Raw genomic sequence first — 24,191 nt, forward strand, 5'->3', positions numbered from 1 at the left:
CGCCGGCTGCCCCGGCCGCGCCGGCTGCCCCGGCCGCGCCGGCTGCCCCGGCCGCGCCGGCTGCCCCGGCCGCGCCGGCTGCCCCGGCCGCGCCGGCTGCCCCGGCCGCGCCGGTGCTGCCGGCCGGCCCGGTCGCGGGCGCGGTGCCGAGCGCTCCGGCCGTGCCGGTGGCCCCGCCGGCCCCGCCGGCCCCGCCGGCCGAGGCGCCGATCTTCCGCGAGATGGAGGCGGTCTGGTTCCGGTCGCACGGCAACGACACGACCGCGATCTTCCAGCGGCCCAGCTTCGACGAGGAGCCGCCGCCGGCCGCGCCGCGCGTCGCGGAGGCGCCCCGGCCCACGCTGGCCACCCGGGTCCCGGGCGCCACCTCCATGGCCACCGCCCCCACACCCCTCGCGCCCATGGCCCCTGCCCCCACGGCGGCCCCTGCCCCCACGGTCGCCGCCCCGCCGGCCGCCGCCCCGACGCCGCCGCCCGCGTACGCCCCGCCCGCCACCCCGGCGATCGACCCGGACGCCTGGCGGACCGCGGCCGACGAGGGCTGGTCCCGCGCCAGCCGGGCGGCTGAGCCGGATGTCGGCGGGACCACCCGCTCCGGCCTGCCGAAGCGGGTGCCGCAGGCGCAGCTCGTCCCCGGTGGGATCGAGACCAAGAGCAGCCAGCGCACCCGGCGCAGCCCGGACGAAGTACGCGGCCTGCTGTCGGCCTACCACCGCGGCGTGCAGCGGGGCCGCTCGGCCGGCGGGAACCTCAACAGCACCTCGACCAAGGAGACGAACCGATGAACAGGCCGGCGGCCATGCAGGACATGGGTTGGCTGCTCACCAACTTCGCCGACAGCGTGGCCGGCATCGCGCACGTGGTGGCGGTGTCCGCGGACGGGCTGCTGCTCGCCTCGTCGCGGGACCTGCCCCCGGACAGGGCCGACCAGCTCGCCGCGATCACGTCCGGCGTGGTGAGCCTGACCGAGGGTGCGGCCCGGATGTTCAGCGCGGGCGGTGTGCTCCAGACGGTAATCGAGATGGACAGCGGGTACCTGTTCCTCATGTCGATCAGCGATGGCTCGTCGATGGCCGTGCTCGCCGCGCGCAGCTGTGACGTCGGCCAGGTCGGCTACGAGATGGCGCTGCTGGTCGAGCGGGTGGGCGCCGCGCTGGTGCCGCTGCCCCGCGACGCGGTGCGCGCGTAGCGCGGCCGCAGGCACGAGTACGAACGGCGTCGAGGGACGGCGCCGACCGGGAGGAGGTGATCGCGGATGGACCAACGGCGAGAGGACCCGCGGGGTGCGCTGGTACGTCCGTATGCGGTCACCCGCGGCCGGACCGAGCCGCGGCAGAACATCGCGCTGGAGGCGGTGCTGACCGCCAGCCCGACCGCGGTCGCCGAGTCCCGGTTCGCGGGCCACGACAAGCACCGCATCGCCACGATCTGCGAGGGCCGGCCCCAGTCGCTCGCGGAGATCGCCGCGTACGCCCGAATGCCGCTCGGCGTCGCGCGGGTGCTGGTCGCCGACATGGTGGCCGAGAACCTGCTGACGCTACACACTGCCGCTCCCCCCGACGGATACGAGGAGCGGATGGAAATCCTTGGAAGGGTGCTAAGTGGACTTCGCAGGCTATGACCCCGCCGGGGCGCGCCGCAACCGCGGGATCACCTCCGCGAAGATCGTGATTGCGGGCGGCTTCGGCGTGGGCAAGACCACTCTGGTCGGCGCGGTCTCGGAGATCACTCCGCTGACCACCGAGGCGGTGATGACCGCGGCCGGCGTCGGTATCGACGATCCGTCGAAGGTGCCGGGGAAGCACACCACCACCGTCGCCATGGACTTCGGCCGTATCACCATGGCCGAGGACCTCATCCTGTATCTCTTTGGCACCCCCGGCCAGACCCGGTTCTGGTTCATGTGGGACGAGATCATCAAGGGTGCGGTGGGCGCGGCGGTGCTGGTCGACACCCGCCGGATCACCGACGCGTTCGCGCCGCTGGACTACTTCGAGAACCGCGGCCTGCCGTACGTGGTGGCGCTGAACCGGTTCGACAACGCCCCGCAGTACGAGCTGGACGAGGTGCGCGAGGCCCTGGCCATCTCGCCCCAGGTGCCGCTCATCCACACCGACGCCCGGCACCGCGAGGCGGTGAAGCAGGTGCTGGTCACGGTCGTCGAGCACGCGATGATGCGGCTGCAGGCCGAGCACGGCCGGGGCTACCCGGCCCGGGTCTGAGGCCACGCTCCACCCCGGGCCGGCGCTGAGCCGCGCTCAAGCCGACCCGGCGGCGGTGGCCGCGCTCAGTCCACCCGCAGGCGATAGCCGCGCTTGACGACCGTCTGCACCACCCGGGGCGCGCCCAGCCCGGCCCGCAGCCGGGCCACCGCCATCTCCACCGCGTGCTCGTCGGCGCCGCGTGGCAGCGTGCGCAGCAGCACGGTGCGGGACAGCACCCGCCCCGGGGACGCGGCCAGCGCCCGCAGCACCGCCATCGGGGCGGGGGCGAGCGGACACAGCTCGCCGTCGACCACCGCCGCGTGCCCGCGCAGGGTCAGCAGATGCCCGGCGGCCCGGATGGTGACGGCACGCTGGGGCAGCTCGTCCACGATGGTCCGGACCAGCGCACCGAGCCGCGCCCGGCTCGGCGCGCTGACCGGCACACCGCGGCGGATCAGGGGTTCCGCGGTCACCGGGCCGACGCAGCCGGCCAGCACGTCGCCGCGTAGCGCCTCCAGCACCGTCTCGGTCCGGTCCCCGGCGGCGCGCAGCAGCGCCTCGGCGGCCGCGGCGGAGGTGAACGTGACCGCGTCCACCAGCCGTCCGGCGACGAGGTCGATCAGCCGGTGCAGCGGAGCCGGGTCGGCCGGCGGGGCCCACCGGTAGACGGGGATCTCGATCACCGTGGCCCCGGCCGCCTCCAGCGCCTCGGTGCACTCCGGCTGCCGCTCGCCGTGCAGTTGGAGCGCGACGACCTGGCCCGCCACCCCACGCCGCACCAGGTGGTCCACGACCTCGTCGCAGCTCTCCGAGGCCGGGGACCAGTGCTCGCGCAGCCCGGCCGCCCGGATCGCGCCGGTCGCCTTCGGACCGCGGGCGACCACGTACGACCGGGAGAGCACGTCGCGCAGGGGCTCGCCCAGGGCCCACCCCTCGGCAGCCTCAAGCCAGCCGCGCATCCCGATGCCGGTGTTCGCCATCAGCACGTCCGGCGGACGGTCGAGGCACGCCCGGGTGGCGTCGCGCAGGTCGGTGTCGTCGGCCAGCGGGGCGATCCGCAGGGCCGGCGCGAGCACCACCCGGGCGCCGCGCCGCTGCAGCAGCGTGGCCAACTCGTCGCGCCGCCGGTCGGCGGTGACCCCGATGGTGAAGCCGGCCAGTTCCTCCCGCATCACTCCTCCCGCAGCCGCACCTCGACCAGCCCGTCCCGGCAGCGCACCTCGTGCCGCCGCAGCGCCACGTCCGGGCGGTCCAGGCACCGCCCGGTCCGCAGGTCGTAGACCTGCTTGTGCAGCGGGGAGGCGAGCGTGGGCACGCCGCCGCGGCTGCCCACGATCCCGCGGGACATCACGTACGCGCCGCCGACCGGGTCGAGGTTGTCGACCGCGTACAGCTCGCCGCCGGTCCGGACGAGCGCGACCTGCACGCCGTCGACCAGCGCGGCCACCCCCCGGTCCGGGTCCAGCAGGTCGAGCGGGCAGACCACTGCCCAGTCCAACATGGTCGGCGCGGTCATCGGCGAACCTCCGGGAGTCCCAGGGTGACGGGCTGGCGGTGGCGGTCGGCGGCGGCCGTCGGCGGTGCCCCGCGTGCGGGCACCGGCTGGCCGCGTTCGACGGCGAACGTGATGGACGAGTCGGGTACGTCGGGGGCGTTGACGAAGGAGGTGAAGCGGCGCAGCCGCTCCGGGTCCTCCAGGACGTCCCGCCACTCGTCGGAGTACGACGCGACGTGCCGGGCCATCGCCGCGTCGAGTTCGGCGCAGAGCCCGAGCGAGTCGTCCACGATCACCGAGCGCAGGTGGTCGAGGCCGCCGTCCATCGCCTCGATCCAGGCGGCGGTGCGCTGCAACCGGTCGGCGGTGCGGATGTAGTACATCAGGAACCGGTCGATCAGCCGGACCAGCTCCTCGGTGCTCAGGTCGGTGGCGAACAGGTCGGCGTGCCGGGGGCGGAAGCCGCCGTTGCCACCGACGTAGAGGTTCCAGCCGGTCTCGGTGGCGATGATGCCGAAGTCCTTGCTGCGCGCCTCGGCGCACTCGCGGGCGCAGCCGGAGACCGCCGACTTGAGCTTGTGCGGGGCGCGCAGCCCCCGGTAGCGCAGTTCGAGGGCGACGGCCAGCCCGACGGAGTCCTGCACCCCGTACCGGCACCAGGTCTCACCGACGCAGGACTTCACCGTGCGCAGCGCCTTGCCGTACGCGTGGCCGGACTCGAAGCCGGCGTCGACCAGCCGGCGCCAGATCTGCGGGAGCTGCTCGACCCGGGCCCCGAACAGGTCGATCCGCTGCCCGCCGGTGATCTTGGTGTAGAGCCGGAAGTCCCGGGCCACCTCACCGATCACGATGAGTTTCTCCGGGGTGATCTCCCCACCCGGGATCCGGGGCACCACCGAGTAGCTGCCGTCGCGTTGCAGGTTGGCCAGGAAGTGGTCGTTGGTGTCCTGGAGGGACGCCTGCTCGCCGTCGAGCACGTGCCCGGTGCCGAGCGAGGCGAGGATCGAGGCCACCACGGGCTTGCAGATGTCGCAGCCGCGCCCCCGCCCGTGCTCGGCGATGAGCTGGGAGAAGGTGCGGATGCCGCGGACCCGGACGATGTCGAACAGCTCCTGCCGGCTGGCGTCGAAGTGCTCGCAGAGCGCGGTGGACTGCTTCACCCCGGCAGCGTCCAGCAGCTGCTTGAGCATCGGCACGCAGGAGCCGCAGCTCGTGCCCGCCCGGGTGCAGGCCTTGAGCGCCGGCACGTCGGCCGCGCCGTCCGCGATCGCCGCGTCGATCTGCTCGCGGGTCACCGCGTTGCACGAGCACACCTGCGCCGCGGCCGGCAGCGCGCCGACCCCGGCGGTCGCGCCACCGGCCGGCGCCAGCAGCGCCAGCGGAGGACCGGGCAGCGGCCCGCCGACACAGGCCCGCAGCGTCGGGTACGCGCTCGCGTCGCCGACCAGCACGCCGCCGAGCAGTGTCTGCGCGTCGTCGGAGAGGACCAGCTTCGCGTACGTGCGGGTGGCCGGGTCGGTGAAGGTGACGTCGAGGCAGCCCGGGGTGACGCCGTGCGCGTCGCCGAACGAGGCCACGTCCACGCCGAGCAGCTTCAGCTTGGTGGCGGTGTCCGCGCCGGGGAAGGTCGCCGCCCCGCCCAGCAGCCGGTCGGCGGCCACCTCGGCGGTCGCGTAGCCGGGGGCGACGAGGCCGTGACAGATGCCGTCCACCGCGGCGCACTCGCCGACCGCCCAGATCCGCTCGTCGGCCGTCCGGCAGGTGTCGTCGACCAGCACGCCGCCGCGCGGCCCGAGTGGTAGCCCGGCCGCCCGGGCCAGCTCGTCCCGGGGCCGGATGCCGGCGGCCACCACGACCAGCTCCGCGTCGACCGTACGGCCGTCGGAGAGCTCCAGGGCGGCGACCGCGCCGTCCGGGCCGGGGCGCAGGGCGGTGGTGGCCACCCCGAGGTACGAGGTGACGCCCAGCTCCTCGACGTAGCGGCGGAGCATCGCCCCGCCGGCCTCGTCGACCTGCACCGGCATCAGCCGGGGCGCGAACTCCACCACGCTGGTGGACAGGTCGAGCAGGCGCAGCGCGTTCGCCGCCTCCAGGCCGAGCAGGCCGCCGCCGATCACCGCGCCGGTCCGCCGGCCCCGGGCGTGCTCCCGGATGGCCTCCAGATCGTCCAGCGTCCGGTAGACGAAGACTCCCGGCAGGTCGGTGCCGTCGACGGGCGGCACGAAGGCGTACGACCCGGTGGCCAGCACCAGGGCGTCGTACGGGTGCTCGCCGGTCGCCGTGGTCACCACCCGCCGGGCCCGGTCGATCCCGGTGGCCGGCTCGCCCAGGCGCAGCTCCACCCCGTCGTCGGGGGTGTGCAGGTTCAGCTCCTCGGCGCTGGCCCCGTCGAAGAAGGCCGAGAGCCGCACCCGGTCGTACGCCGGCCGCCGCTCCTCCGCGAGCACCGTCACCCGCCAGCGCCGCTCGTGGTCCCGGGCCCGCAACGCCTCGACGAAGCGCTGCCCGACCATGCCGTTGCCGACGACCACCACCCTGCTGGTTCGCTCGCTCATCGGGTCACCTCCATGCCGTTCCTCGTTCCAGCCGTCGCCGGTTCCGCCCCGGCGAGCCACTCGGCGATGCCGGCCACCGCGTCCCGGCAGCCGCCGCAGCCGGTCCCGGCCCGGGTCGCCGCCGACAACTCCTCCGTGGTGCGGGCGCCGGAGCGCCAGCAGGCCACCAGCGCGCCCTTGCTGACGTCGTTGCACTGGCACACCGTGGCCGCGTCCGGCATCAGCGCCGGGGACGCGGCCGGGGTGGCCGGGGCGGCGCCGAACGCCCGCCCGAGCAGCAGCGACCGGCGGTCCGCCGGCACCGGGCCACCCCGGTCGAAGAGCTGCACCACCGTGCCGACGGCCGGGTTGTCGCCGAGCAGGATCGCCCCGGTCAACCGGTCGTCGCGGATCCGCAGCCGGGCGTACGTGCCGCGGGCCGGGTCCGCGAAGGTCAGCTCCTCGACCGCTCCGCCGTGGTCGCCGCCGTCGTCCGGCGCGGTGTCGGCGGCGTCGCCCATCGCGGCCAGGTCGATGCCGGCCGCCTTGAGTCGGGTCACCACCGGGCGGGGCCGGTACCGGGCCTGCGGCTCGTCCCCGGCCAGCACCTGGGCCACCACCCGCGCCTGCGCCCAGGCGGGGGCGACCAGCCCGGTCAGCGCGCCGGCGTGCTGGGCGCAGTCGCCGATCGCCGAGACGTGCGGGTCGCTGGTCCGCATCCGGTCGTCCACCACCACACCCCGGTCCACGGTCAGCCCGGCCGCGGCGGCCAGGGCGGTGTCGGGGCGTACGCCGCAGGAGAGGACCAGCAGGTCGGCGTCGAGCGAGCGGCCGTCGGCGAGGTCGAGGCGGACCCCGTGGGAGTCGGCGGCCACCCCGATCGCCGGGACGGCCAGCGCGGTCCGTACGCCGAGCCCGGCGAGGGTGCCGGCGAGCATCGTCCCGGCGGTCGCGTCGAGCTGCCGTTCCATCAGCCAGCCGGTCGGGTGCACCACCGTCACGTCCAGCCCCCGGGCGGCGAGCCCGCGGGCCGCCTCCAGACCGAGCAGCCCGCCGCCGAGCACCAGGACGCGGCGGGCGTCCCGGGCGGCGGCGAGGATCCGCCGGCAGTCGTCCAGGGTGCGGAACGGGATCACCCGGTCGGGCAGCGGGTCGAGCCCGGGCAGCGGCGGCACCACGGCGCGGCTGCCGGTGGCGAGGACCAGGTGGTCGTAGCCGTGCCGGTCGCCGTCGGCCGTGTGCACCTCCCGGGCGGCCCGGTCGATCGCGGTGACCGCCACCCCGGTCCGGACGTCCACGCCCTGCCCGGTGACGTGGGTCAGCTCCACGTCCGGCTCGTCGATCTTCCCGGCGAGCAGGGTGGAGAGCATGATCCGGTTGTAGGCCCGGTGCGGCTCCGCGCCGAGCACGGTGACCTTCCGGTCCCCGTCCCGCGCGTGCAGCTCGGCGGCGAGCCGCGCGCCCGCCATCCCGTACCCGACGACGACCACTCGCTCGCTCATGCTCTCTCCACTCGGACCGCGCAGATCTTGAACTCCGGCATGCCGGAGATCGGATCGACGGCGTCGTTGGTGACCGAGTTGGCCCGGGCCGCGCCCGGCCAGTGGAACGGGGCGAAGACGGTGTCCGGCCGGATCGCCGGGCTGACCCGGGCCGGCGCCCGCAGCTCGCCCCGGCGGGAGACCACCCGCACCTCGTCGCCCTCGGTCACGCCGAGCCGGTCGGCCAGGTCCGGGTGCAGCTCGACGAAGCCGTTGGGGGCGGCCCGGCGCAGCGCGTCGACCCGGCGGGTCTGCGCGCCGGACTGGTACTGGGCGAGCACCCGGCCGGTGGTGAAGTGCAGCGGGTACTCGGCGGACACCGCCTCCGCGGCGGGCCGGTGCGTCACGGCGTGGAACCGGGCGCGCCCGTCCGGGGTGGGGAAGGAGTCGGCGAAGAGCCGGGGCGTGTCGGGCCCGTCCGGGTCGGGACAGGGCCAGAAGACGCCGTCGTCCCGCTCGACCCGATCCCAGGTCACCCCGGCGTAGTCCGCCGGTCCGCCGGCTGAGGCCCGGCGCAGCTCCTCGAACACCGCACGCGGGTCGGTCGGGAAGCCCTCGCCGCCGGCGGCCCCTCCTTCCAGGCGGGCGGCCAGGGCGGCGAGCACGGCCAGGTCGGTACGGACCCCGGCGGGCGGCTCCCGCAGCGCCCGCCGGCGCAGCACCCGACCCTCCAGGTTGGTCATCGTGCCGTCCTCCTCGGCCCACTGGGCGACGGGCAGCACCACGTCGGCCAGCTCGGCGGTCTCGGAGCGCAGGAAGTCGGCCACCACCAGCAGGTCCAGGTCGCGCAGCCGGGACTCGATCCGGGCCGCCCGGGGCGCGGACACCACCGGGTTGGAGCCGAAGACCAGCAGCGCCCGGGGGCCGGTCGCGGTGCCGAGGGAGTCCAGCAGCGCGTACGCGGGGACGCCCGGCCCGGGCAGGTCCTCGGCGGGTACGCCCCAGACCCGCGCCACGTGCTCCCGGGCCGCCGGATCGTCGATCCGCCGGTAGCCGGGGAGCTGGTCGGCCTTCTGCCCGTGTTCCCGGCCGCCCTGGCCGTTGCCCTGGCCGGTGAGGCAGCCGTACCCGGAGCCGGGGCGGCCTGGCAGGCCCAGGGCGAGCGTCAGGTTGATGAACGCGGCGACGGTGTCCACGCCCTTGGCGTGCTGTTCCGCGCCCCGGGCGGTGAGGACGATCGCGCGGTCCACGGTGGCCAGCGCCCGGGCGGTCGCCTCCAGGTCGGCCACCGGCACCCCGGAGAGGCGTTCCACCTCGGCCGGCCAGTATCCCGCCACGGTCCGCCGGACCTCGTCGAAGCCGCTGGTCCGCTCGGCCACGTACGCCCGGTCGACCCAGCCCTCGGAGAGCGCGATGTGCAGCAGCGCGTTGGCCACCGCCAGGTCGGTGCCGGGGAGTGGTTGCAGGTGCAGGTCGGCCTGGCGGGCGGTGGCGGTGAGCCGGGGGTCGACCACGATCAGCCGGCCGCCCCGGGCGCGCTGGTCGGCGAGGTGGCGCAGCAGCGGCGGCATGGTCTCGGCCGGGTTCGCGCCGACCAGCAGCAGGGTCTCCGCCCGGCCGAGGTCGGCGAGGGGGAAGGGCAGCCCCCGGTCGACGCCGAAGGCGCGCAGCCCGGCCGCCGCGGCCGAGGACATGCACCAGCGGCCGTTGTAGTCGATGTGCCGGGTACGCAGCGCCACCCGGGCGAACTTGCCGAGCGCGTACGCCTTCTCGTTGGTCAGCCCGCCGCCGCCGAAGACCGCGACCGCGTCCCGCCCGTACCGGTCCTGGACGGCGCGGATCCCGGTGGCCACCCGGTCGAGGGCCTCGTCCCAGCTCGCCGGGCGCAGTTCGCCGCCGCGGCGGTCCCGCACCAGCGGGGTGGTGAGCCGGTCCGGGTGGTCGAGCAGCTCGGCGGCGGTCCAGCCCTTCTGGCAGAGGCCGCCCCGGTTGGTGGGGAACTGCCGGGGGAGCACCTCGACCCGCCGCCCGTTCTCGCGCAGCACCATGCCGCACTGGAGGGCGCAGTACGGGCAGTGCGTGGCCGCCTCCCGGGACGGTGTCCCCGGTCGTGTCGTCACGCGCGCACCCTGTGTCATGCCAAGAGAGCGTGCCGCCGGGCGGTTTCCGGTCCGGGTCCCTTTTGTTTCGGTCCTGTCAAGAGCGCCTCACACCGCACGGGAGCGACGGGCCGGGCCGCGTGGTTTAGAATGTGGGACAAAAATCCTAGATAATGGGAGACGGGATGAGTGTGGCGGAGGCGTTCGACGCCGTCGCGGGCAGCTACGACGAGGCCCGGCGCCGGCTGGTGCCCTGCTTCGACGCGTTCTACGGCACGGCCGTCCAGGTGGCCGCGCCGCCGCTGCGGGCGGCGCTCGCGTCGGGGCGTACCCCCGAGGTGCTGGACCTGGGCGCGGGCACCGGCCTGCTCTCCCTGCTGCTCGCCGCGGCGGTCCCGGGCATCCGGCTGACCCTGGTCGACGGCGCGGCGGGCATGCTTGCGGTGGCCGCCGGGCACCTGGCCGCCCGGGACGTGCCGCACCGGACGGTGCTCGCCGACCTGACCGATCCGCTGCCCGCGGGCCGGTACGACGCGGTGGTCTCCGCCCTGGCCATCCACCACCTCGCCGACGACGGCAAGCAGGCGCTCTACCGGCGGGCGGCCGAGGCGCTGGCGCCGGGCGGCGTGTTCGTCAACGCCGAACAGGTCGCCGGCCCGACCCCGGCGCTGGACAGGCGCTACGACGAGGTCTGGACGGCCCGGATCACCGAGTTGGGCTCGGACGCCGAGGAGATCGCCGCGGCCCGGGAGCGGATGCGCCACGACCGCCCGGCGCCGGTGGCCGACCAGTGCCGCTGGCTGACCGAGGCCGGCCTGGCGGACGTGGACTGCTTCTTCAAGGAGTGGCGCTTCGCCGTCTTCGGCGGTCGCCGCCCCTGACGGCCTGGTCGCCGCCCTGACGGCCCCGGCGGGTCGGGTTGTCCCGTTCACCGACGGGTGCGAGCGGGGACGACTGGCGGTCATACCAGTGGGTAATCTCTCCGGCATGACCGCCAAGGTGACACTGTCGTTCTCCGACGAGACGATCGAGGAGGCGCGCCGGTTCGCCAAGCGGGAGGGCCTCTCCCTCTCCGCCTGGATGGACCAGGCCGCCCGGGAGAAGGCGCTGCGCGAGGTCTTCACCGCGCACGCCGCCGCAGTCGGACGCGCCGGCCTGGACCTGGAGTCCGCCGCCCTGGCCGACGCCCAGGAGGCCGCCATGGTCGACGACGCCCTCTTCGGCGGCGGGCGCCCGCGTGCTGCGTAGGGGAGAGGTCTGGCGCATCTCCGGCGCCCGGGAACGGCTCGGGCTGGTCATCAGTTCCGACGTCTACAACTCCACCGACGTGCCGATCGTGATCGTGGCCGAGGTGGTCGAGGAGTCGCTGCTGCGGGACTCGCCCCTGGCGGTGCCCATGGGCGGGCACGTGGTGATGCCCGACCGCCTCTCCGCGCCGCTGAAGCAGTGGTTCACCGAGTGCGTGGACGTGGCCGACACCGAGACCATGCAACGGGTGGGCCGGGCGCTGCGCATCCTCCAGGAGCTGTGAACGTCTCACCGCCGGCTCCCGGCGAACGTGCGGTCTCCGTTTCCGGGCCGACGCGCGACGGGCACCGCCGGGAAACCGCCCGTTCCTAGCGTCCCCCTCGTCACCGACGAGGAGGAGTCGCCGTGAGCACGCTCGCTTCCACCAGGTCCCTGGCCCCGGACGCCCCCGGGCGCCGGCGGCGGATCACCGACTGGCGCCCCGAGGACCCCGAATTCTGGGCGACCACCGGCGCCCCGATCGCCCGCCGGAACCTGTATGTCTCGATCTTCGCCGAGCACGTCGGCTTCTCCGTGTGGAGCCTCTGGTCGGTGATGGTGCTCTTCCTCGGCCCCGAGTACGGGATCGATCCGGCAGGGAAGTTCCTGCTCACCGCCGTGCCGGCCGCCCTTGGCGCGGTGCTGCGGCTGCCGTACACCCTGGCGGTGGCCCGGTTCGGCGGCCGGAACTGGACGATCGTCAGCGCGTTGCTGCTGCTGGTGCCCGCGGTGCCGATGGCGGTGCTGATCGAGCCGGGGGTGTCGTACTCGACGCTCATGGTGCTGGCCTGCCTGACCGGGGTCGGCGGGGGCAACTTCGCCTCCTCGATGGCGAACATCAACCAGTTCTTCCCGGAGCGGCTCAAGGGGCGGGCGCTCGGCCTCAACGCCGGCGGCGGAAACCTCGGCGTGCCGGCGGTGCAGCTCGTCGGGCTGGCGGTGATGGCCGCCGCCGGGGCCGCGTACCCCCGGCTGGTGCCGGCGGTCTACCTGCCGCTGATCGTGGTCGCGGCCCTCGCCTCGGCGCGCTGGCTGGACAACGTTCCCGGGGCGCGCAACGAGCCGGGGGCGCTGCGGACGGCCGCCCGCGACCCGCACACGTGGGTGATGTCCCTGCTCTACCTCGGCACCTTCGGCTCGTTCATCGGCTTCGGCTTCGCCTTCGGCCAGGTGCTCCAGCTCCAGTTCCACGACCGGTTCCCCACCCCGGTCGACGCCGCCTGGCTGACCTTCCTCGGGCCGCTGATCGGCTCGCTGATCCGGCCGCTCGGCGGCCAGCTCGCCGACCGGCTCGGCGGGGCGCGGGTCACCTTCTGGAACTTCGTCGCCATGGCCGCGGGCGCTGCTGCGGTGCTGTACGCCGCGCGGGAGCGGTCGTTCCCGCTCTACCTCGCCGGGTTCCTGGCGCTCTTCGTGTTCTCCGGGATCGGCAACGGGTCGACGTACAAGATGATCCCGGCGATCTTCCGGGCCCGCGCGGTCGCCGAGGCGGAGCGGACCGGGGACCGGGCGGCGGCCGAGCGCCGGAGCCGGCGGCTGTCCGGGGCGCTGATCGGCATCGCGGGGGCGGTCGGCGCCTCGGGTGGGGTGCTGGTGAACGTGGCCTTCCGGCAGTCCTTCCTCGCCTCCGGAACGGCGGACGCCGCCTACCTGACCTTCATCGGCTGGTACGCCCTCTGCTTCGTCGTGACCTGGGTGGTGTACCTGCGGCCGGGGCCGCGTAGGCTGTCCGGCGTGTGACCTGCACCATCGGAAAGGAGCAGGCCGCGCGGCGTGGTACCCCGTTTTGACCTGCCGACCGGGCGCCGGGTATCGTTGCCTGCTGTTGTACGACATCCAGAGGCGTGCCACATCAGGTACGCTTGGTCGTTCGTGCGCGCTGGTCCGGCCGGGAAGTCCCGGTCACCTCGGCGCGCAATCCCAGACCGACGACGAGACAAGGTAGACCTGTGCGTACGTACAGCCCGAAGCCGGGTGAGATCGAGCGTCAGTGGCACGTCATCGACGCCTCTGATGTCGTGCTGGGCCGCCTGGCCACCCACGCCGCCACGCTGCTGCGCGGTAAGCACAAGCCGACTTTCGCGCCGCACGTCGACACGGGCGACTTCGTCGTCGTCGTGAACGCGGGCAAGGTCGCGCTGACCGGCAACAAGCGCCAGACCAAGGTCGCTTACCGCCACTCCGGATACCCGGGCGGCCTCAAGCAGGTCGGCTACGAGGAGCTGCTCAGCAAGCGTCCCGAGCGGGCCATCGAGCTGGCCGTGAAGGGGATGCTCCCGCACAACAAGCTCGGCCGTCAGCTGATCAAGAAGCTGAAGGTCTACGCCGGTGCCGAGCACCCGCACGGCGCGCAGCAGCCGGTGCCGTTCGAGATCAAGCAGATCGCGCAGTGAGCGCGGGCGAAGGAATCAGCATGACCGACATCACCGCCACCGAGGTTGCCCCCGAGGCCGCCGAGGCGCCGGCGCCCGTCGCCCGCGCGCCCCGTGGCGACCGGCCGATCCAGACCGTGGGTCGGCGCAAGGAGGCCATCGTCCGGGTCCGTATCGTCCCGGGCAGCGGCAAGATCACCTGCAACGGCCGTGACCTCGAGGCCTACTTCCCGAGCAAGGTGCACCAGCAGCTCATCAAGGACCCGCTGGTGACCGCCGAGAAGGCCGAGGCGTTCGACGTCATCGCCAACCTGCGGGGCGGCGGCACCACCGGCCAGGCCGGTGCGCTGCGGCTCGCCATCGCCCGCGCGCTGATCGTCAGCGAGCCGGACGACCGCCCGGCCCTGAAGAAGGCCGGCTTCCTGACCCGCGACGCCCGGGTCAAGGAGAGCAAGAAGTACGGCCTCAAGAAGGCCCGTAAGGCGCCCCAGTACTCGAAGCGCTGACCATCAGCGTCGCGTTGTACTTCTGACGAACGGCCGGGTCCGCCTCCCCTCCACGGGGAGGTGGCCCGGCCGTTCCGCTTTTCCTGGTTGCACCGTTTCCTCGGAGGTTGGCGGGTATGGGCCGGTTGTTCGGCACGGACGGCGTACGCGGGCGGGCGAACGCGGATCTCACTCCCGAGCTGGCGCTCGCGGTGGCGGTCGCCGCCGCCCACACACTGGCCGAGTCGGACCGGAGCCATCCGCCGCTGGCCGTCGTCGGCCGGGACACCCGGGCCAGCGGCGAGATGCTGGAGGCCGCCGTGGTGGCCGGGCTCACCAGCGCCGGCGCCAACGTCGTGCGGGTCGGCGTGCTGCCCACCCCGGCGGTGGCGTTCCTCACCGCCGAGGCCAAGGCCGACCTGGGCGTCATGCTCTCCGCGTCGCACAACCCGATGCCCGACAACGGGATCAAGCTGTTCGCGGCCGGCGGGCACAAGCTGCCGGACGAGATCGAGGCGCGGATCGAGGCGGCCGTCGAGGCGAACGCCGCCAGCGCGTGGGACCGGCCGACGGGCGCCGGGGTGGGGCGGGTGCACGACCTGCTCGACGGCGCCGACCACTACGTCCAGCACCTGGTCAACACGGTGCCGTACCGCCTCGACGGGATCAAGGTCGTGGTTGACTGCGCCAACGGCGCGGCGGCCGAGGTGGCCCCCGTGGTGTACCGGGAGGCGGGGGCCGAGGTCGTCGCGATCCACGCCGAGCCGGACGGGCTCAACATCAACGACGAGTGCGGGTCGAACCACATCGCGGCGCTGCGCGCCGCGGTGGTCGAGCACGGCGCCCACCTGGGCATCGCCCACGACGGCGACGCCGACCGGTGCGTCGCGGTCACCGCCGACGGCGACGAGGTCGACGGCGACCAGGTGATGGCGATCCTCGCCCTGGCCATGCGCGAGGCCGGCGAGCTCACCGACGACACCCTCGTCGCCACGGTGATGAGCAACCTCGGCCTGCGCCTGGCCATGTCCGCGCAGGGCATCCGGCTGGTCGAGACCAAGGTCGGCGACCGGTACGTGCTGGAGGAGCTGCGCGCCTCCGGGCTGGCCCTCGGCGGCGAGCAGAGCGGGCACATCGTCATGCCGGCGTACGCCACCACCGGCGACGGGGTGCTGACCGGGCTGCACCTGATGGCCCGGCTGGCCGCCACCGGGAAGTCCCTGGCCGAACTGGCCTCGGTGGTGACCAGGCTGCCCCAGGTGCTGATCAACGTGCCGGTCGGGGACCGTACCGTCGGCGCCGCCGCGCCGGCCGTCCGGGCCGAGGTCGAGCGGGCCGAGGCGGAGCTGGGCGAGAGCGGCCGGGTGCTGCTGCGTCCCTCCGGCACCGAGCCGCTGGTGCGGGTGATGGTGGAGGCGGCCACGGAGACGACCGCCCGGGAGGTCGCCGAGCGCATCGCCGAGCGGGTCCGGGCCGCCAGTCCCACCGCCTGACCCGCCGGTGCCCGGCCCCGGGCCGGCGGACCGCGCCGGGACCGGGCACCGCGGTCGCCGGTCAGAGGCGCAGGCGCGTCGCCCGCTCCCGGTCCGCGAGGCTGACCGCGCCGAGCAGCTCCCGGGCGCGGGCCACGTGGTCGGCGCGGCCGCGTCGGGGCAGCACCGGGGCGATCACGTTGTCCAGCACGGTCAGCGCCGGCAGCAGGTGGTAGCGCTGGAAGACGAAGCCGACCCGCTGCCGGTACCGGGCGAGGGCCGCGCGCCGCAGGGCCGTGACCTCCGTGTCGTCCACGGTCACGGTGCCGCTGTCGGCCTGCTCGATCGCCCCGATCAGGTGCAGCAGCGTCGACTTGCCGGAGCCGCTCGGCCCCGTCAACGCCACCGCCGATCCGGCGGTGATCTCCACCGACACCTCGTCGACGGCGGTGAGCCGTTCGGCGCCGGTGCGGAACTGCCGGACCAGCGCCTGCGTCCGGACCGTGCTGCCTGTGGTCGCGTCCATGGTCAATCCTCTGCCAGTAGTCGTGCGGTCGGGAGGCGGCGCAGCAGCGCGGCCGGGATCAGCGCCGCCGCGCAGGCGACCAGCACCCCGGCGGCGGCCACCGTGGCGGCGACCAGCACCAGCGTCTGCTCGGCGACGAGCCGGACCCGCTCGGCGGAGCGCTCGCTGTAGCCGGAGACGCCGGCGACCCGGACCCGGATCGCGCTGATCGGGGTCTTCAGCTGCGGGCTGCCCCCGCCGTCCAGCAGCTTCGGGGCGGGACCGCAATCGTCGTACCAGGGATAGGTCTTGCCGTCGGTGTAGAGGGTGGAATCCGGGCCGTGGAGCGTGTCCATCCGGGCGTGGATCACCGGGTGCTTGGTGACGTAGACGTACCAGGCGTGGCCGGTAGCGCTGGAGAGGCCCCGTTCCGCGACGAAGCGGGGGTCGATCCGGATGACCTGCCGGTCGAGCGAGCGGTCCACGGCGTCGGTCAGGTCCAGATCGACGGGGACGGGGGTCGTGGAGTAGCCGAGCATCGCGATCGGCGCGGCCACGTCCACGCCCGGGACCGCCCGCACCTGGCCGTACTGGGCGGTGGTGATGCCGCCGAACAGGCCGGAGAGGTAGTTGGGCTGGACCAGCCCGCGCTCGGCCTCCAGGGGCGTGCGCGCGCCCTTGGGTCGGACGAGGATGTCGTACGCGGCCCGGGTGCTCTGCTCCACCGTGCCGGTGACGGCGAGCCGGGAGGCGGTGGTGGTGCCGGTCAGGACGACGAAGCCGGTGGTCGCCACCAGCACGCCGACCAGCAGCGCCACCGACCGTCCCGCACGGCCGCGCAGCTGTCGCCAGATGATGTTGAGCATGTCGCGCCTCCCCGTGTGCTGCACCACACCGTGCGCGATACATTGTGGCAATGCAAGGCCCGGGACGGAGATCGGACGATCCGGGCCGGGAACGGAGGAGACGGTGGCGATCCAGCACGCGGTCCTGGCCCTGCTCGCGCGCGGCCCCAGCTACGGCTACGAGCTGAAGGGCGCGTTCGAGGAGGCGGTCGGCCCGCAGTGGGGGCCCCTGAACATCGGGCACCTCTACCAGATCCTCGACCGGCTCTCCCGCGACGGCCTGGTCGTGGCAGAGCGGCAGGCCCAGCCGGTGAAGCCGGACCGGGTGGTCTACGAGCTGACCCCCGAGGGGCGGGCCGAGCTGGAACGCTGGCTCGGCGAGCCCAGCGCGCGCGGCGGCGGCTTCCGGGACGACTTCTTCCTCAAGGTCACCGCCGCCGCGCGCTCAGGCGCGGCGGAGACCGTCCGCACGGTGCTCGGCAACCAGCGCGGCCACCTCATGCGCGAGCTGCGCAACCTCGACGGCCTGCGCCGCCGGGCCGACGACCCGGTCGTGCGGCTGCTGCTCTCCGCGGCCAGCCGGCACGTCGAGGCCGACCTCGCGTTCGTGGACGACGCCGAGCAGGTGCTGCTGGCCGACGGCGGCGCGTTGCTCGGCACGCTCGCGCGGGACCGGAGCCCGGCCGCGCCCGCCGAGCCGGGCGCCGCGCCGACCCGCGTGGCCGGCTGACGTGGCGGCCCGCGCGGCCAGTTGAGGCGGTGGGCCGGCGGGTCAGCCGGTGCGCAGCGTGCGCAACCGGGTGACGGCCTCGGTGAGCACCTCGGGCCGCTTGCAGAAGGCGAACCGGACCAGCCGCCGGCCCGCCTCCGGGTCGTCGTAGAAGACCTGCGTCGGCACGGCCACCACCCCGCAGCGCTCCGGCAGCGACCGGCAGAACTCGATGCCGTCCCGCCCGCCGAGCGGGGTGACGTCGGCGGTGACGAAGTACGTCCCCTCCGGGGTGAGCACGTCGAACCCGGCGTTGGTCAGCCCGGCCACGAGCTGGTCCCGCCGGGCCCGCATGCCGGCGGCGAAGTCGGTGAAGTACGCGTTCGGCAGGGCGAGGGCCACCGCGACGGCCGGCTGCAACGGCGCCGCGTTGACGAACGTGAGGAACTGCTTGACCCGCAGCACCGCCGACACCAGCGGGGCGGGACCGCTGACCCAGCCCACCTTCCAGCCCGTGCAGGAGAACGTCTTGCCGGCCGAGGAGATGCGCAGCGTGCGTTCGCGCATGCCGGGCAGGGTGGCCAGCGGGACGTGCGGCGCGGCGGCGTCGGCGAAGACGAGATGCTCGTACACCTCGTCGGTCACCGCGTACGCGTCGTGCTCCCGGCACAGCTCGGCGACCAGGGCCAGCTCGTCGGGGGTGAAGACCTTGCCGGTCGGGTTGTGCGGGGAGTTCAGCAGCACCAGCCGGGTCCGCGGCCCGAACGCGGCGCGCAGCGCGTCCGGGTCGAAGACGTACCGGCCGTCCGGGCCGGGCCGCAGGGTCACCGGCCGCCGCACCGCCCCGGCCAGCGCGATCGAGGCCGCGTACGAGTCGTAGCACGGCTCGAAGCAGACCACCTCGTCGCCCGGCTCGCAGAGGGCCAGGACGCTGGCGGCGATCGCCTCGGTGGCCCCGGCGGTGACGACGATCTCGCCGTCCGGGTCGTACTCCAGGCCCCAGAACCGGCGCTGGTGGGCGGCCACGGCGGCACGCAGCGCGGGGACGCCCGGGCCCGGCGGGTACTGGTTCTGCCCGGCGCGCAGCGCCTCCGCGGCGGCGGCCAGCATCTCGGGCGGACCGTCCGTGTCCGGGAAGCCCTGGCCGAGGTTGACCGCGCCGGTGCGCACGGCCAGGGCGGACATCTCGGCGAACACGGTCGTCCCGAACGGCCGCATCCGGGCCACCAGCGGGTCGACATCGGCGCTTGTCGTCACGCCGGCCAGCCTACGGGGAGCCACCGCCCGGGGCCTACCCCCTCACTCGGGCCGGCAGGCGGTGTTCCAGTAGCCCTGCTGCACGTCGATGACCGGCTTGCCGGCCCCGGTGACCTCGTACACCATGGTCACGGGGGCGGGCCCGGAGGTCGGCCGGGTGATCGGCTTCTTGGTCGGGTCGGCGGGGAAGGTGGTCGGGTCGGACGATGGGGTTTCGTCCCCGTGGTACCCGCCGTCGTCGATCGGGTCGTCGTACCAGGGTTCCTCCGATGCCGCCCGGTCCTCGCCGATGCCGACGAGGGCGCCGGCCACGCAGGCGCAGCCGCACAGCCCGACCACCAGCACGACGACCAGCGTGATGACGAGGCCGACCACGGTCCGGTCGGAGCCGGAGCGCGCCGGTGGCCGCCCGGGGTACGCGTACGGCGGCGGGTACCCCGCCGGCGGCCAGCCGGGCCGGACGTACCCGGGCCAGGGTGCCCCGGCGGGGGGCGGCGGAACGGGCCCCGCCGCGGGCGGTTCGGTGCCCGTCGGCGCGGGCGGCGGGTACCAGGGGGCAGGCGCCACCCACGGGTCCGGCGCGGTCCACGCCTGCGGCGGGGCCAGCGGGTCCGGCGGCGACCACGGCGAGCCCGCCGGGCCGGGTGGCTCCGGGGTCGACGGGCCGGTCGGGCCGGGTGGCTCCGGGGTCGAGGGCCGGTCGGGTCGGGCCAACCGGATGTGCCGGCCGGCTCTGACCCGCCGGACGGGGTCGGCTCGGGGGAGGAGCCGCCGGACGGGGCCGGCTCGGGGGAGGACGACGCCTCGGACATGAGCGCCTCTGGCGAGGGGCGCGGCCGGGACCGCGGTGCGGGGTGGGGACGCCGGCACCCGCTGCCGGGCCGCCTTCCCCGAGGGGCCCCCAATGTACGTGGTCGAGCCCAGTCAGCCGGCCCCGGCGGTCCCGCGCCGGCCATCACCGATCCCCCGAACAGACCCGATACGCGCCGGAATGCCCGGGAAGCCGCGCCGCCCCGTCAACCTCCCCCGATCACGACTTCCCGCCGTTCGATCAAATTCGGTGTTTGTTTACCTGGCTTCTGCGCACACGCGATGAGCGAAACTGGGTTAGGCTGCGGACCATGTGTGGAATCGTGGGTTACGCCGGGGCGCGCCCGGCGCTCGGCATCGTGCTCGACGGGCTGCGCCGCCTGGAGTACCGCGGCTACGACTCGGCCGGCGTCGCCGTCGTCTGCGAGGACGAGCTGCTGATCGAGAAGAAGGCGGGCAAGCTGGCCAATCTCGAGAAGGTGCTCTCCGAGCGGTCCGCCACCGACCCGGACGGCTGCGCCGCGAGCCCGATCGGCATCGGCGACGGCACCACCGGCATCGGGCACACCCGCTGGGCCACCCACGGCGGTCCCACCGACCGCAACGCACACCCGCACGTCGCCGCGGACGGCCGGGTCGCGGTGATCCACAACGGGATCATCGAGAACTTCGCCAAGCTCCGCGCCGAGCTGGAGGCCGAGGGCGTCCAGTTCTACAGCGACACCGACACCGAGTGCGCGGCCCACCTGCTCTCCGCCGCGCTGGCCGACCTGCGCGCCGCGGGCGAGGCGAACGGGCCGCAGCTGCTGGCCGCCGCGATGCGCGCGGTGTGCCAGCGCCTCGAGGGCGCGTTCACGCTGCTCGCCGTCGACGCCGAGGTGCCCGGCGCGGTGGTCGGTGCCCGGCGCAACTCCCCGCTGGTCGTCGGCCGGGGCGCGGGGGAGAACTACCTCGCCAGCGACGTCGCCGCGTTCATCGAGCACACCCGCGACGCGGTCGAGCTCGGCCAGGACCAGATCGTCCTCATCACCGCCGACACGATCGAGATCACCGACTTCGCCGGCCAGCCCGCGGCCGGTAAGGACTTCCACATCGACTGGGACTCGTCGGCAGCCGAGAAGGGCGGCTACGACTGGTTCATGCTCAAGGAGATCGAGGAGCAGCCGCAGGCCGTCGCCGATACGCTGCTCGGCCGGCTCACCGAGAGCGGCGAGATCGTGCTCGACGAGGTCCGCCTGAGCGACCAGGACCTGCGCGACGTCGACAAGATCTTCATCGTCGCGTGCGGCACCGCGTACCACTCCGGGCTGGTCGCCAAGTACGCCATCGAGCACTGGACCCGCATCCCCTGCGAGGTGGAGCTGGCCAGCGAGTTCCGCTACCGCGACCCGGTCCTCGACCGGTCCACGCTGATCGTGGTCATCTCGCAGTCCGGCGAGACCATGGACACCCTGATGGCGCTGCGGCACGCCAAGGAGCAGAAGGCCCGGGTGCTGGCCATCTGCAACACCAACGGCTCGACGATCCCGCGCGAGTCCGACGCCGTCCTCTACACCCACGGCGGGCCGGAGATCGCGGTCGCCTCCACCAAGGCGTTCCTCACCCAGCTCGTGGCCTGCTACCTGATCGGCCTGCACCTGGCGCAGGTGCGCGGGATCAAGTTCGCCGACGAGGTCGCCGCCGTGGTGGACCAGCTCCACCAGATGCCGGGCAAGCTGCGCGAGCTGCTGGACCGGATCGAGCCGGTCCGCGAGCTGGCCCGGCAGATCAAGTCGGAGCCGACCGTGCTGTTCATCGGCCGGCACGTCGGCTACCCGGTGGCCCTGGAGGGCGCGCTCAAGCTCAAGGAGCTGGCGTACATGCACGCCGAGGGCTTCGCCGCGGGCGAGCTCAAGCACGGCCCGATCGCGCTGATCGACAAGGGCACGCCCGTGATCTGCATCGTGCCGTCGCCGGTCGGCCGGGGCGTGCTGCACGACAAGGTCGTCTCCAACATCCAGGAGGTCCGCGCCCGGGGGGCCCGGACGATCGTGATCGCCGAGGAGGGCGACGAGTCGGTGGTCCGGTACGCCGACGACCTGATCTACGTGCCGCGTACGCCGACGCTGCTCGCGCCGCTGGTGACCACCGTGCCGTTGCAGGTGCTCGCGGCCGAGATCGCGGCGGCCCGGGGCCACGACGTCGACCAGCCCCGCAACCTGGCCAAGTCCGTCACTGTGGAATAGCCGCCACCGGGCCCCGCCGGAGGTGGCCGGGGCCCGCACCCCGCCCGCCATGTCGCCGACACTGCGGGGTCCGGTCGGCCGGGATCCCGCCCGCTATGTCGCCGACGTGGCGGCATCCCGGCGGCCAGGACCCCGCCACGTCGCCGACATGGGCGGCCTCCGACCGCCGGCGTCGGGGCGCCCGCCGTGTCAACGGCCGAGCACGATGCGGGCCATGCCGTCGAGGGCCGGGTTGCCGGGTTCCCAGTAGCCGGTGTGGCCGTACCGGCCGCTGGGGAACGTGCGCGCGCCGAACCCGGGGTCGGTCGGATCCCTGCCGAACCACAGGGCATGGTCCTCGGGGTCGGCGAGCACGGCGGCCAGCGGCCCGGCCCCGAGCAGGATCCGCCGGGCCAGCGCGTCCGGGGGCCGGGCCAGCCGGATCACGTCGTCGGGCGCGGTGCTCGCCCAGACCTCGCCGGCCGGCAGGCGCAGCCCGGTGGCCCCGTCCACGCCGACGCCGGGCGAGCCGACGAAGACCAGCGCGTCGGCGGCGAGCCCGTGGTCCCGCGCTGCGGTGCCCACCACCAGCGACCCGTAGCTGTGCCCGAGGACCGTCTGCCGGGCCGGCGGCCCGTCGTGGGTCGCCCGCAGCCCCCCCTGGAACCGGTGCAGCGCCGGGCCGGCGTCCCGGGCCTGGCCCGGCAGGGCCGCCTCGTGCAGGAAGTCGGGCGCGTCGTAGTCGAGCCACAGCACCGCCGCCGTCGACCCGGTCGGGTCCAGCGCCGCGCAGCGGTCCCGCACCCGGGCCGCCCGGCCGAGCTCGCCCGTGGCGTCGGCGAGGCCGGCGGTCATCCCCGGCACGTAGGTCAGCACCCGGTCCGCCCGGTCCGGGTCGCCCAGCGCCACGATCGCCCGGCCCTCCCCGCCCGGGTCGAGCCCCAGCAGGTACGTCCGCGGCTGCCCGCCGCCGGCCAGCCGCGCGGTCAGCGCGTCGAGACCGGACAGGCTCGCCTCGACCCGGGCCAGCCCGGCCAGCTCCAGCGGCCCGCCCGGCAGCCGGCCCAGCAGCCGGCTCCGCTCGGCGAGCAGCACCTCCCGCCGTTGCCCGACCAGCAGCCGGTTGGCCTGGTCCCGCGCGGTCGCCGGCACGCCGTCGAGGTGACCGACCAACTCCGGCTCCCGGGCCACCAGCCACCGGCGCTCGGCGGCGGTGAGCCCGGCCCACCAGGAACGGACGGTCGCCGGGTCGGTGCCCGGGGCCGGCCGCCAGGGCGGGGGCGGGCACAGCCAGCCGGCGCCGGCCGCCGCCGCCAATGCGTCGAGGCGGCCGGCGGCCTCCCGGTCGGCCGCGTCCGCCGACTCCAGGGCGGCGGCCACGGCGGCGGCGACGCGCGCCACGGCAGCCGACTCGACCGGCCGCGCCGCCGCGGGGTTCACGGCCGCCCGCCCCTGCCGGTCCAGCCGCACCCCACCGGCGTCGGCCAGGGCGACCGCCTCCGCCAGCCGGGCCTTGGCCAGGTGGAGCCGCCCGGCGAACTCGGCGAGCACCTGGTCGACCTCGATCGCCGCCGGCGCGAGGGCGGTCAGCTGACCCCGCAACGCGTCGACCCGTCCGCCGGCCGACCCCGCCGCCGCGCCCGTCCACCCGGTCCGCAGCCTGCCGGCGGCCCCCTCCAGCGCCGCGGCCCGCCGGTCGACCAGCCCGGTCAGCCCCGACCACGCCGCGCCGGCCGCCGCCCAGCCGGCCGGGTCGGCAGCCCAGAGCCGCGCGTACCCGTTGCCGACGCCGGCGGACGCCGGGCGTCCCGCCAGGTCGGGTCGGCCTCCCGCCGGGCGTCCCGCCGGGTCGGGTCGGCCTCCCGCCGGCCGGCTCCCCAAACCGGGCCGGCTCGGCGCCGGGCCGGTCACCGGGGCAGGGCGGTCAGCCGGCGGGCCGCCCGCTCGTCGACCGCCTGGTACCCGTCGGCGGCCGTGGCCAGCGCCCCGGCCGTGGCCGCCACCCGCGCGCCGAGCGCGTCGCACCAGGCGTGCACCGCCGACTCCAGCCCGGCGAGGGCGGACGCCGCGCGCCAGCCGGGGGCGGGCACCAGCAGCCCGGGCACCCCGGCCAGCCCGCGCGCCAGCCGGTACGCGTCGTCGCCCAGCGCCCTGGACACCTCCCGCAGCAGGTCCGGGCGGACGGTGAACGGCTCGCCTTCCATCGGGGAGCTCCTCCTGACTCGGCGCCGTCGGCCGGCGACGGCGGGCGGCGACCGCGCCGGCCGAGGGGCCGGCGGGGGCGGGGGACACCGAACGCCGACGACGCTAGGCGGCCCGGGGCGGCCCGGAACGCCCCTGTGGACAACGGGCCGACGGCCGTACCCCGGGTTGTCCACAGGCCTTGCCCACGCCCCCTCCGGCGGCTAATTTGCGGCCCCTCCGCCGGTAGG

23 protein-coding genes and 1 pseudogene are annotated in these 24,191 nt (G+C 75.2%); 13 read left to right on the forward strand and 11 right to left on the reverse strand.

The genetic code is table 11. The features are described 5' to 3' along the window. The 4 genes and pseudogenes from ACGFIZ_RS02795 to ACGFIZ_RS02810 all read left to right on the forward strand — a co-directional run. A pseudogene (locus ACGFIZ_RS02795) lies at nucleotides 1-785 on the forward strand (ATPase); the annotation flags it as partial. Then, entirely contained in the window at nucleotides 782-1,189 is a 408-nt protein-coding gene (locus ACGFIZ_RS02800) for a roadblock/LC7 domain-containing protein (protein WP_043965587.1), read from the forward strand. The pseudogene ACGFIZ_RS02795 and the gene ACGFIZ_RS02800, both read left to right, overlap by 4 nt. A gap of 66 nt (nucleotides 1,190-1,255) precedes the next feature. Next, the gene (locus tag ACGFIZ_RS02805; RefSeq protein ID WP_393415092.1) at nucleotides 1,256-1,621 is read left to right on the forward strand and encodes a DUF742 domain-containing protein; all 366 of its coding nucleotides are present in this window, start codon (nucleotides 1,256-1,258) and stop codon (nucleotides 1,619-1,621) included. After that, nucleotides 1,602-2,222, forward strand: coding sequence for an ATP/GTP-binding protein (locus ACGFIZ_RS02810; RefSeq protein WP_393415095.1), 621 nt, complete (start codon nucleotides 1,602-1,604; stop codon nucleotides 2,220-2,222). The genes ACGFIZ_RS02805 and ACGFIZ_RS02810 overlap by 20 nt, the downstream gene beginning before the upstream one ends. 65 nt (nucleotides 2,223-2,287) lie before the next feature. Here ACGFIZ_RS02810 and ACGFIZ_RS02815 read toward each other — a convergent pair whose 3' ends face one another. Genes ACGFIZ_RS02815 through ACGFIZ_RS02835 form a run of 5 tightly spaced genes read right to left on the reverse strand, consistent with a single transcriptional unit; the run spans nucleotide 2,288 to nucleotide 9,852 of the window. Continuing rightward, nucleotides 2,288-3,376: a uroporphyrinogen-III synthase gene (locus ACGFIZ_RS02815; protein ID WP_393415098.1), complete on the reverse strand. Its 1,089-nt coding sequence runs from the start codon at nucleotides 3,374-3,376 to the stop codon at nucleotides 2,288-2,290. After that, nucleotides 3,376-3,720: a nitrite reductase small subunit NirD gene (gene nirD / locus ACGFIZ_RS02820; protein ID WP_347666529.1), complete on the reverse strand. Its 345-nt coding sequence runs from the start codon at nucleotides 3,718-3,720 to the stop codon at nucleotides 3,376-3,378. The genes ACGFIZ_RS02815 and nirD overlap by 1 nt, the downstream gene beginning before the upstream one ends. Next, on the reverse strand, nucleotides 3,717-6,254 hold the full coding sequence (gene nirB / locus ACGFIZ_RS02825; protein WP_393415102.1) for a nitrite reductase large subunit NirB: 2,538 nt from the start codon (nucleotides 6,252-6,254) through the stop codon (nucleotides 3,717-3,719). The genes nirD and nirB overlap by 4 nt, the downstream gene beginning before the upstream one ends. Continuing rightward, nucleotides 6,251-7,735, reverse strand: a complete 1,485-nt coding sequence (locus ACGFIZ_RS02830) for an FAD-dependent oxidoreductase (RefSeq protein WP_393415106.1) — start codon at nucleotides 7,733-7,735, stop codon at nucleotides 6,251-6,253. Before ACGFIZ_RS02830 ends, nirB begins: the two co-directional genes overlap by 4 nt. Beyond that, nucleotides 7,732-9,852 carry a molybdopterin oxidoreductase family protein gene (locus ACGFIZ_RS02835; RefSeq protein ID WP_393415109.1) on the reverse strand — a complete coding sequence of 707 codons (2,121 nt, stop codon included), beginning with the start codon at nucleotides 9,850-9,852 and terminating at the stop codon, nucleotides 7,732-7,734. Before ACGFIZ_RS02835 ends, ACGFIZ_RS02830 begins: the two co-directional genes overlap by 4 nt. 146 nt (nucleotides 9,853-9,998) lie before the next feature. Between ACGFIZ_RS02835 and ACGFIZ_RS02840 the strand changes: the two genes are divergently transcribed. The 7 genes from ACGFIZ_RS02840 to glmM all read left to right on the forward strand — a co-directional run bounded on the left by ACGFIZ_RS02840 (nucleotide 9,999) and on the right by glmM (nucleotide 15,450). After that, entirely contained in the window at nucleotides 9,999-10,694 is a 696-nt protein-coding gene (locus ACGFIZ_RS02840) for a class I SAM-dependent methyltransferase (protein ID WP_393415112.1), read from the forward strand. Nucleotides 10,695-10,800: 106 nt separating this feature from the next. Continuing rightward, nucleotides 10,801-11,061 (forward strand): DUF6364 family protein, encoded by a 261-nt coding sequence (locus ACGFIZ_RS02845; protein ID WP_265007346.1) that lies wholly within the window; start codon nucleotides 10,801-10,803, stop codon nucleotides 11,059-11,061. Then, nucleotides 11,051-11,344, forward strand: a complete 294-nt coding sequence (locus tag ACGFIZ_RS02850; protein WP_393415114.1) for a hypothetical protein — start codon at nucleotides 11,051-11,053, stop codon at nucleotides 11,342-11,344. The genes ACGFIZ_RS02845 and ACGFIZ_RS02850 overlap by 11 nt, the downstream gene beginning before the upstream one ends. Nucleotides 11,345-11,466: 122 nt before the next feature. Next, nucleotides 11,467-12,840, forward strand: a complete 1,374-nt coding sequence (locus ACGFIZ_RS02855; protein WP_393415117.1) for a nitrate/nitrite transporter — start codon at nucleotides 11,467-11,469, stop codon at nucleotides 12,838-12,840. A 209-nt stretch (nucleotides 12,841-13,049) separates the two neighbouring features. Next, a complete protein-coding gene (gene rplM / locus ACGFIZ_RS02860; protein WP_347666521.1) occupies nucleotides 13,050-13,493 on the forward strand; it encodes a 50S ribosomal protein L13 in 444 nt (147 codons plus the stop codon). A gap of 20 nt (nucleotides 13,494-13,513) precedes the next feature. Continuing rightward, nucleotides 13,514-13,978 carry a 30S ribosomal protein S9 gene (gene rpsI / locus ACGFIZ_RS02865; protein WP_145773639.1) on the forward strand — a complete coding sequence of 155 codons (465 nt, stop codon included), beginning with the start codon at nucleotides 13,514-13,516 and terminating at the stop codon, nucleotides 13,976-13,978. A gap of 116 nt (nucleotides 13,979-14,094) precedes the next feature. Next, nucleotides 14,095-15,450 carry a phosphoglucosamine mutase gene (glmM, locus tag ACGFIZ_RS02870; RefSeq protein WP_393415121.1) on the forward strand — a complete coding sequence of 452 codons (1,356 nt, stop codon included), beginning with the start codon at nucleotides 14,095-14,097 and terminating at the stop codon, nucleotides 15,448-15,450. 61 nt (nucleotides 15,451-15,511) lie between these two features. On the opposite strand, the gene ACGFIZ_RS02875 is transcribed toward glmM, so the two are convergent. Continuing rightward, nucleotides 15,512-15,955, reverse strand: a complete 444-nt coding sequence (locus ACGFIZ_RS02875; protein WP_393415124.1) for an ATP-binding cassette domain-containing protein — start codon at nucleotides 15,953-15,955, stop codon at nucleotides 15,512-15,514. Between the two features lie 2 nt (nucleotides 15,956-15,957). Then, nucleotides 15,958-16,800, reverse strand: a complete 843-nt coding sequence (locus ACGFIZ_RS02880) for a hypothetical protein (RefSeq protein ID WP_393415127.1) — start codon at nucleotides 16,798-16,800, stop codon at nucleotides 15,958-15,960. 103 nt (nucleotides 16,801-16,903) lie between these two features. Here ACGFIZ_RS02880 and ACGFIZ_RS02885 point away from each other — a divergent pair, with 103 nt between their 5' ends. After that, nucleotides 16,904-17,509 (forward strand): PadR family transcriptional regulator, encoded by a 606-nt coding sequence (locus tag ACGFIZ_RS02885; protein WP_393415130.1) that lies wholly within the window; start codon nucleotides 16,904-16,906, stop codon nucleotides 17,507-17,509. 42 nt (nucleotides 17,510-17,551) lie between these two features. Here the strand turns inward: ACGFIZ_RS02885 and ACGFIZ_RS02890 are convergent, their stop codons facing one another. Together ACGFIZ_RS02890 and ACGFIZ_RS02895 are read right to left on the reverse strand one after the other, a co-directional pair. Continuing rightward, nucleotides 17,552-18,745 carry a pyridoxal phosphate-dependent aminotransferase gene (locus ACGFIZ_RS02890; protein ID WP_393415133.1) on the reverse strand — a complete coding sequence of 398 codons (1,194 nt, stop codon included), beginning with the start codon at nucleotides 18,743-18,745 and terminating at the stop codon, nucleotides 17,552-17,554. A 42-nt stretch (nucleotides 18,746-18,787) separates the two neighbouring features. Next, nucleotides 18,788-19,459 (reverse strand): hypothetical protein, encoded by a 672-nt coding sequence (locus tag ACGFIZ_RS02895; protein WP_393415135.1) that lies wholly within the window; start codon nucleotides 19,457-19,459, stop codon nucleotides 18,788-18,790. Between the two features lie 407 nt (nucleotides 19,460-19,866). On the opposite strand from ACGFIZ_RS02895, the gene glmS reads away from it, so the two are divergent. Next, entirely contained in the window at nucleotides 19,867-21,780 is a 1,914-nt protein-coding gene (gene glmS / locus ACGFIZ_RS02900) for a glutamine--fructose-6-phosphate transaminase (isomerizing) (RefSeq protein ID WP_393415138.1), read from the forward strand. 189 nt (nucleotides 21,781-21,969) lie between these two features. Here the strand turns inward: glmS and ACGFIZ_RS02905 are convergent, their stop codons facing one another. Together ACGFIZ_RS02905 and ACGFIZ_RS02910 are read right to left on the reverse strand one after the other, a co-directional pair. Continuing rightward, complete coding sequence (locus ACGFIZ_RS02905) at nucleotides 21,970-23,670, reverse strand: alpha/beta hydrolase (protein ID WP_393415141.1); 1,701 nt, start codon at nucleotides 23,668-23,670, stop codon at nucleotides 21,970-21,972. Beyond that, nucleotides 23,667-23,963, reverse strand: a complete 297-nt coding sequence (locus ACGFIZ_RS02910) for a hypothetical protein (RefSeq protein WP_393415144.1) — start codon at nucleotides 23,961-23,963, stop codon at nucleotides 23,667-23,669. Before ACGFIZ_RS02910 ends, ACGFIZ_RS02905 begins: the two co-directional genes overlap by 4 nt. Nucleotides 23,964-24,191 lie beyond the last annotated feature (228 nt).

It is taken from the genome of Micromonospora sp. NPDC048830, from assembly GCF_043198215.1.
Classification (GTDB): Bacteria; Actinomycetota; Actinomycetes; order Mycobacteriales; family Micromonosporaceae; genus Micromonospora.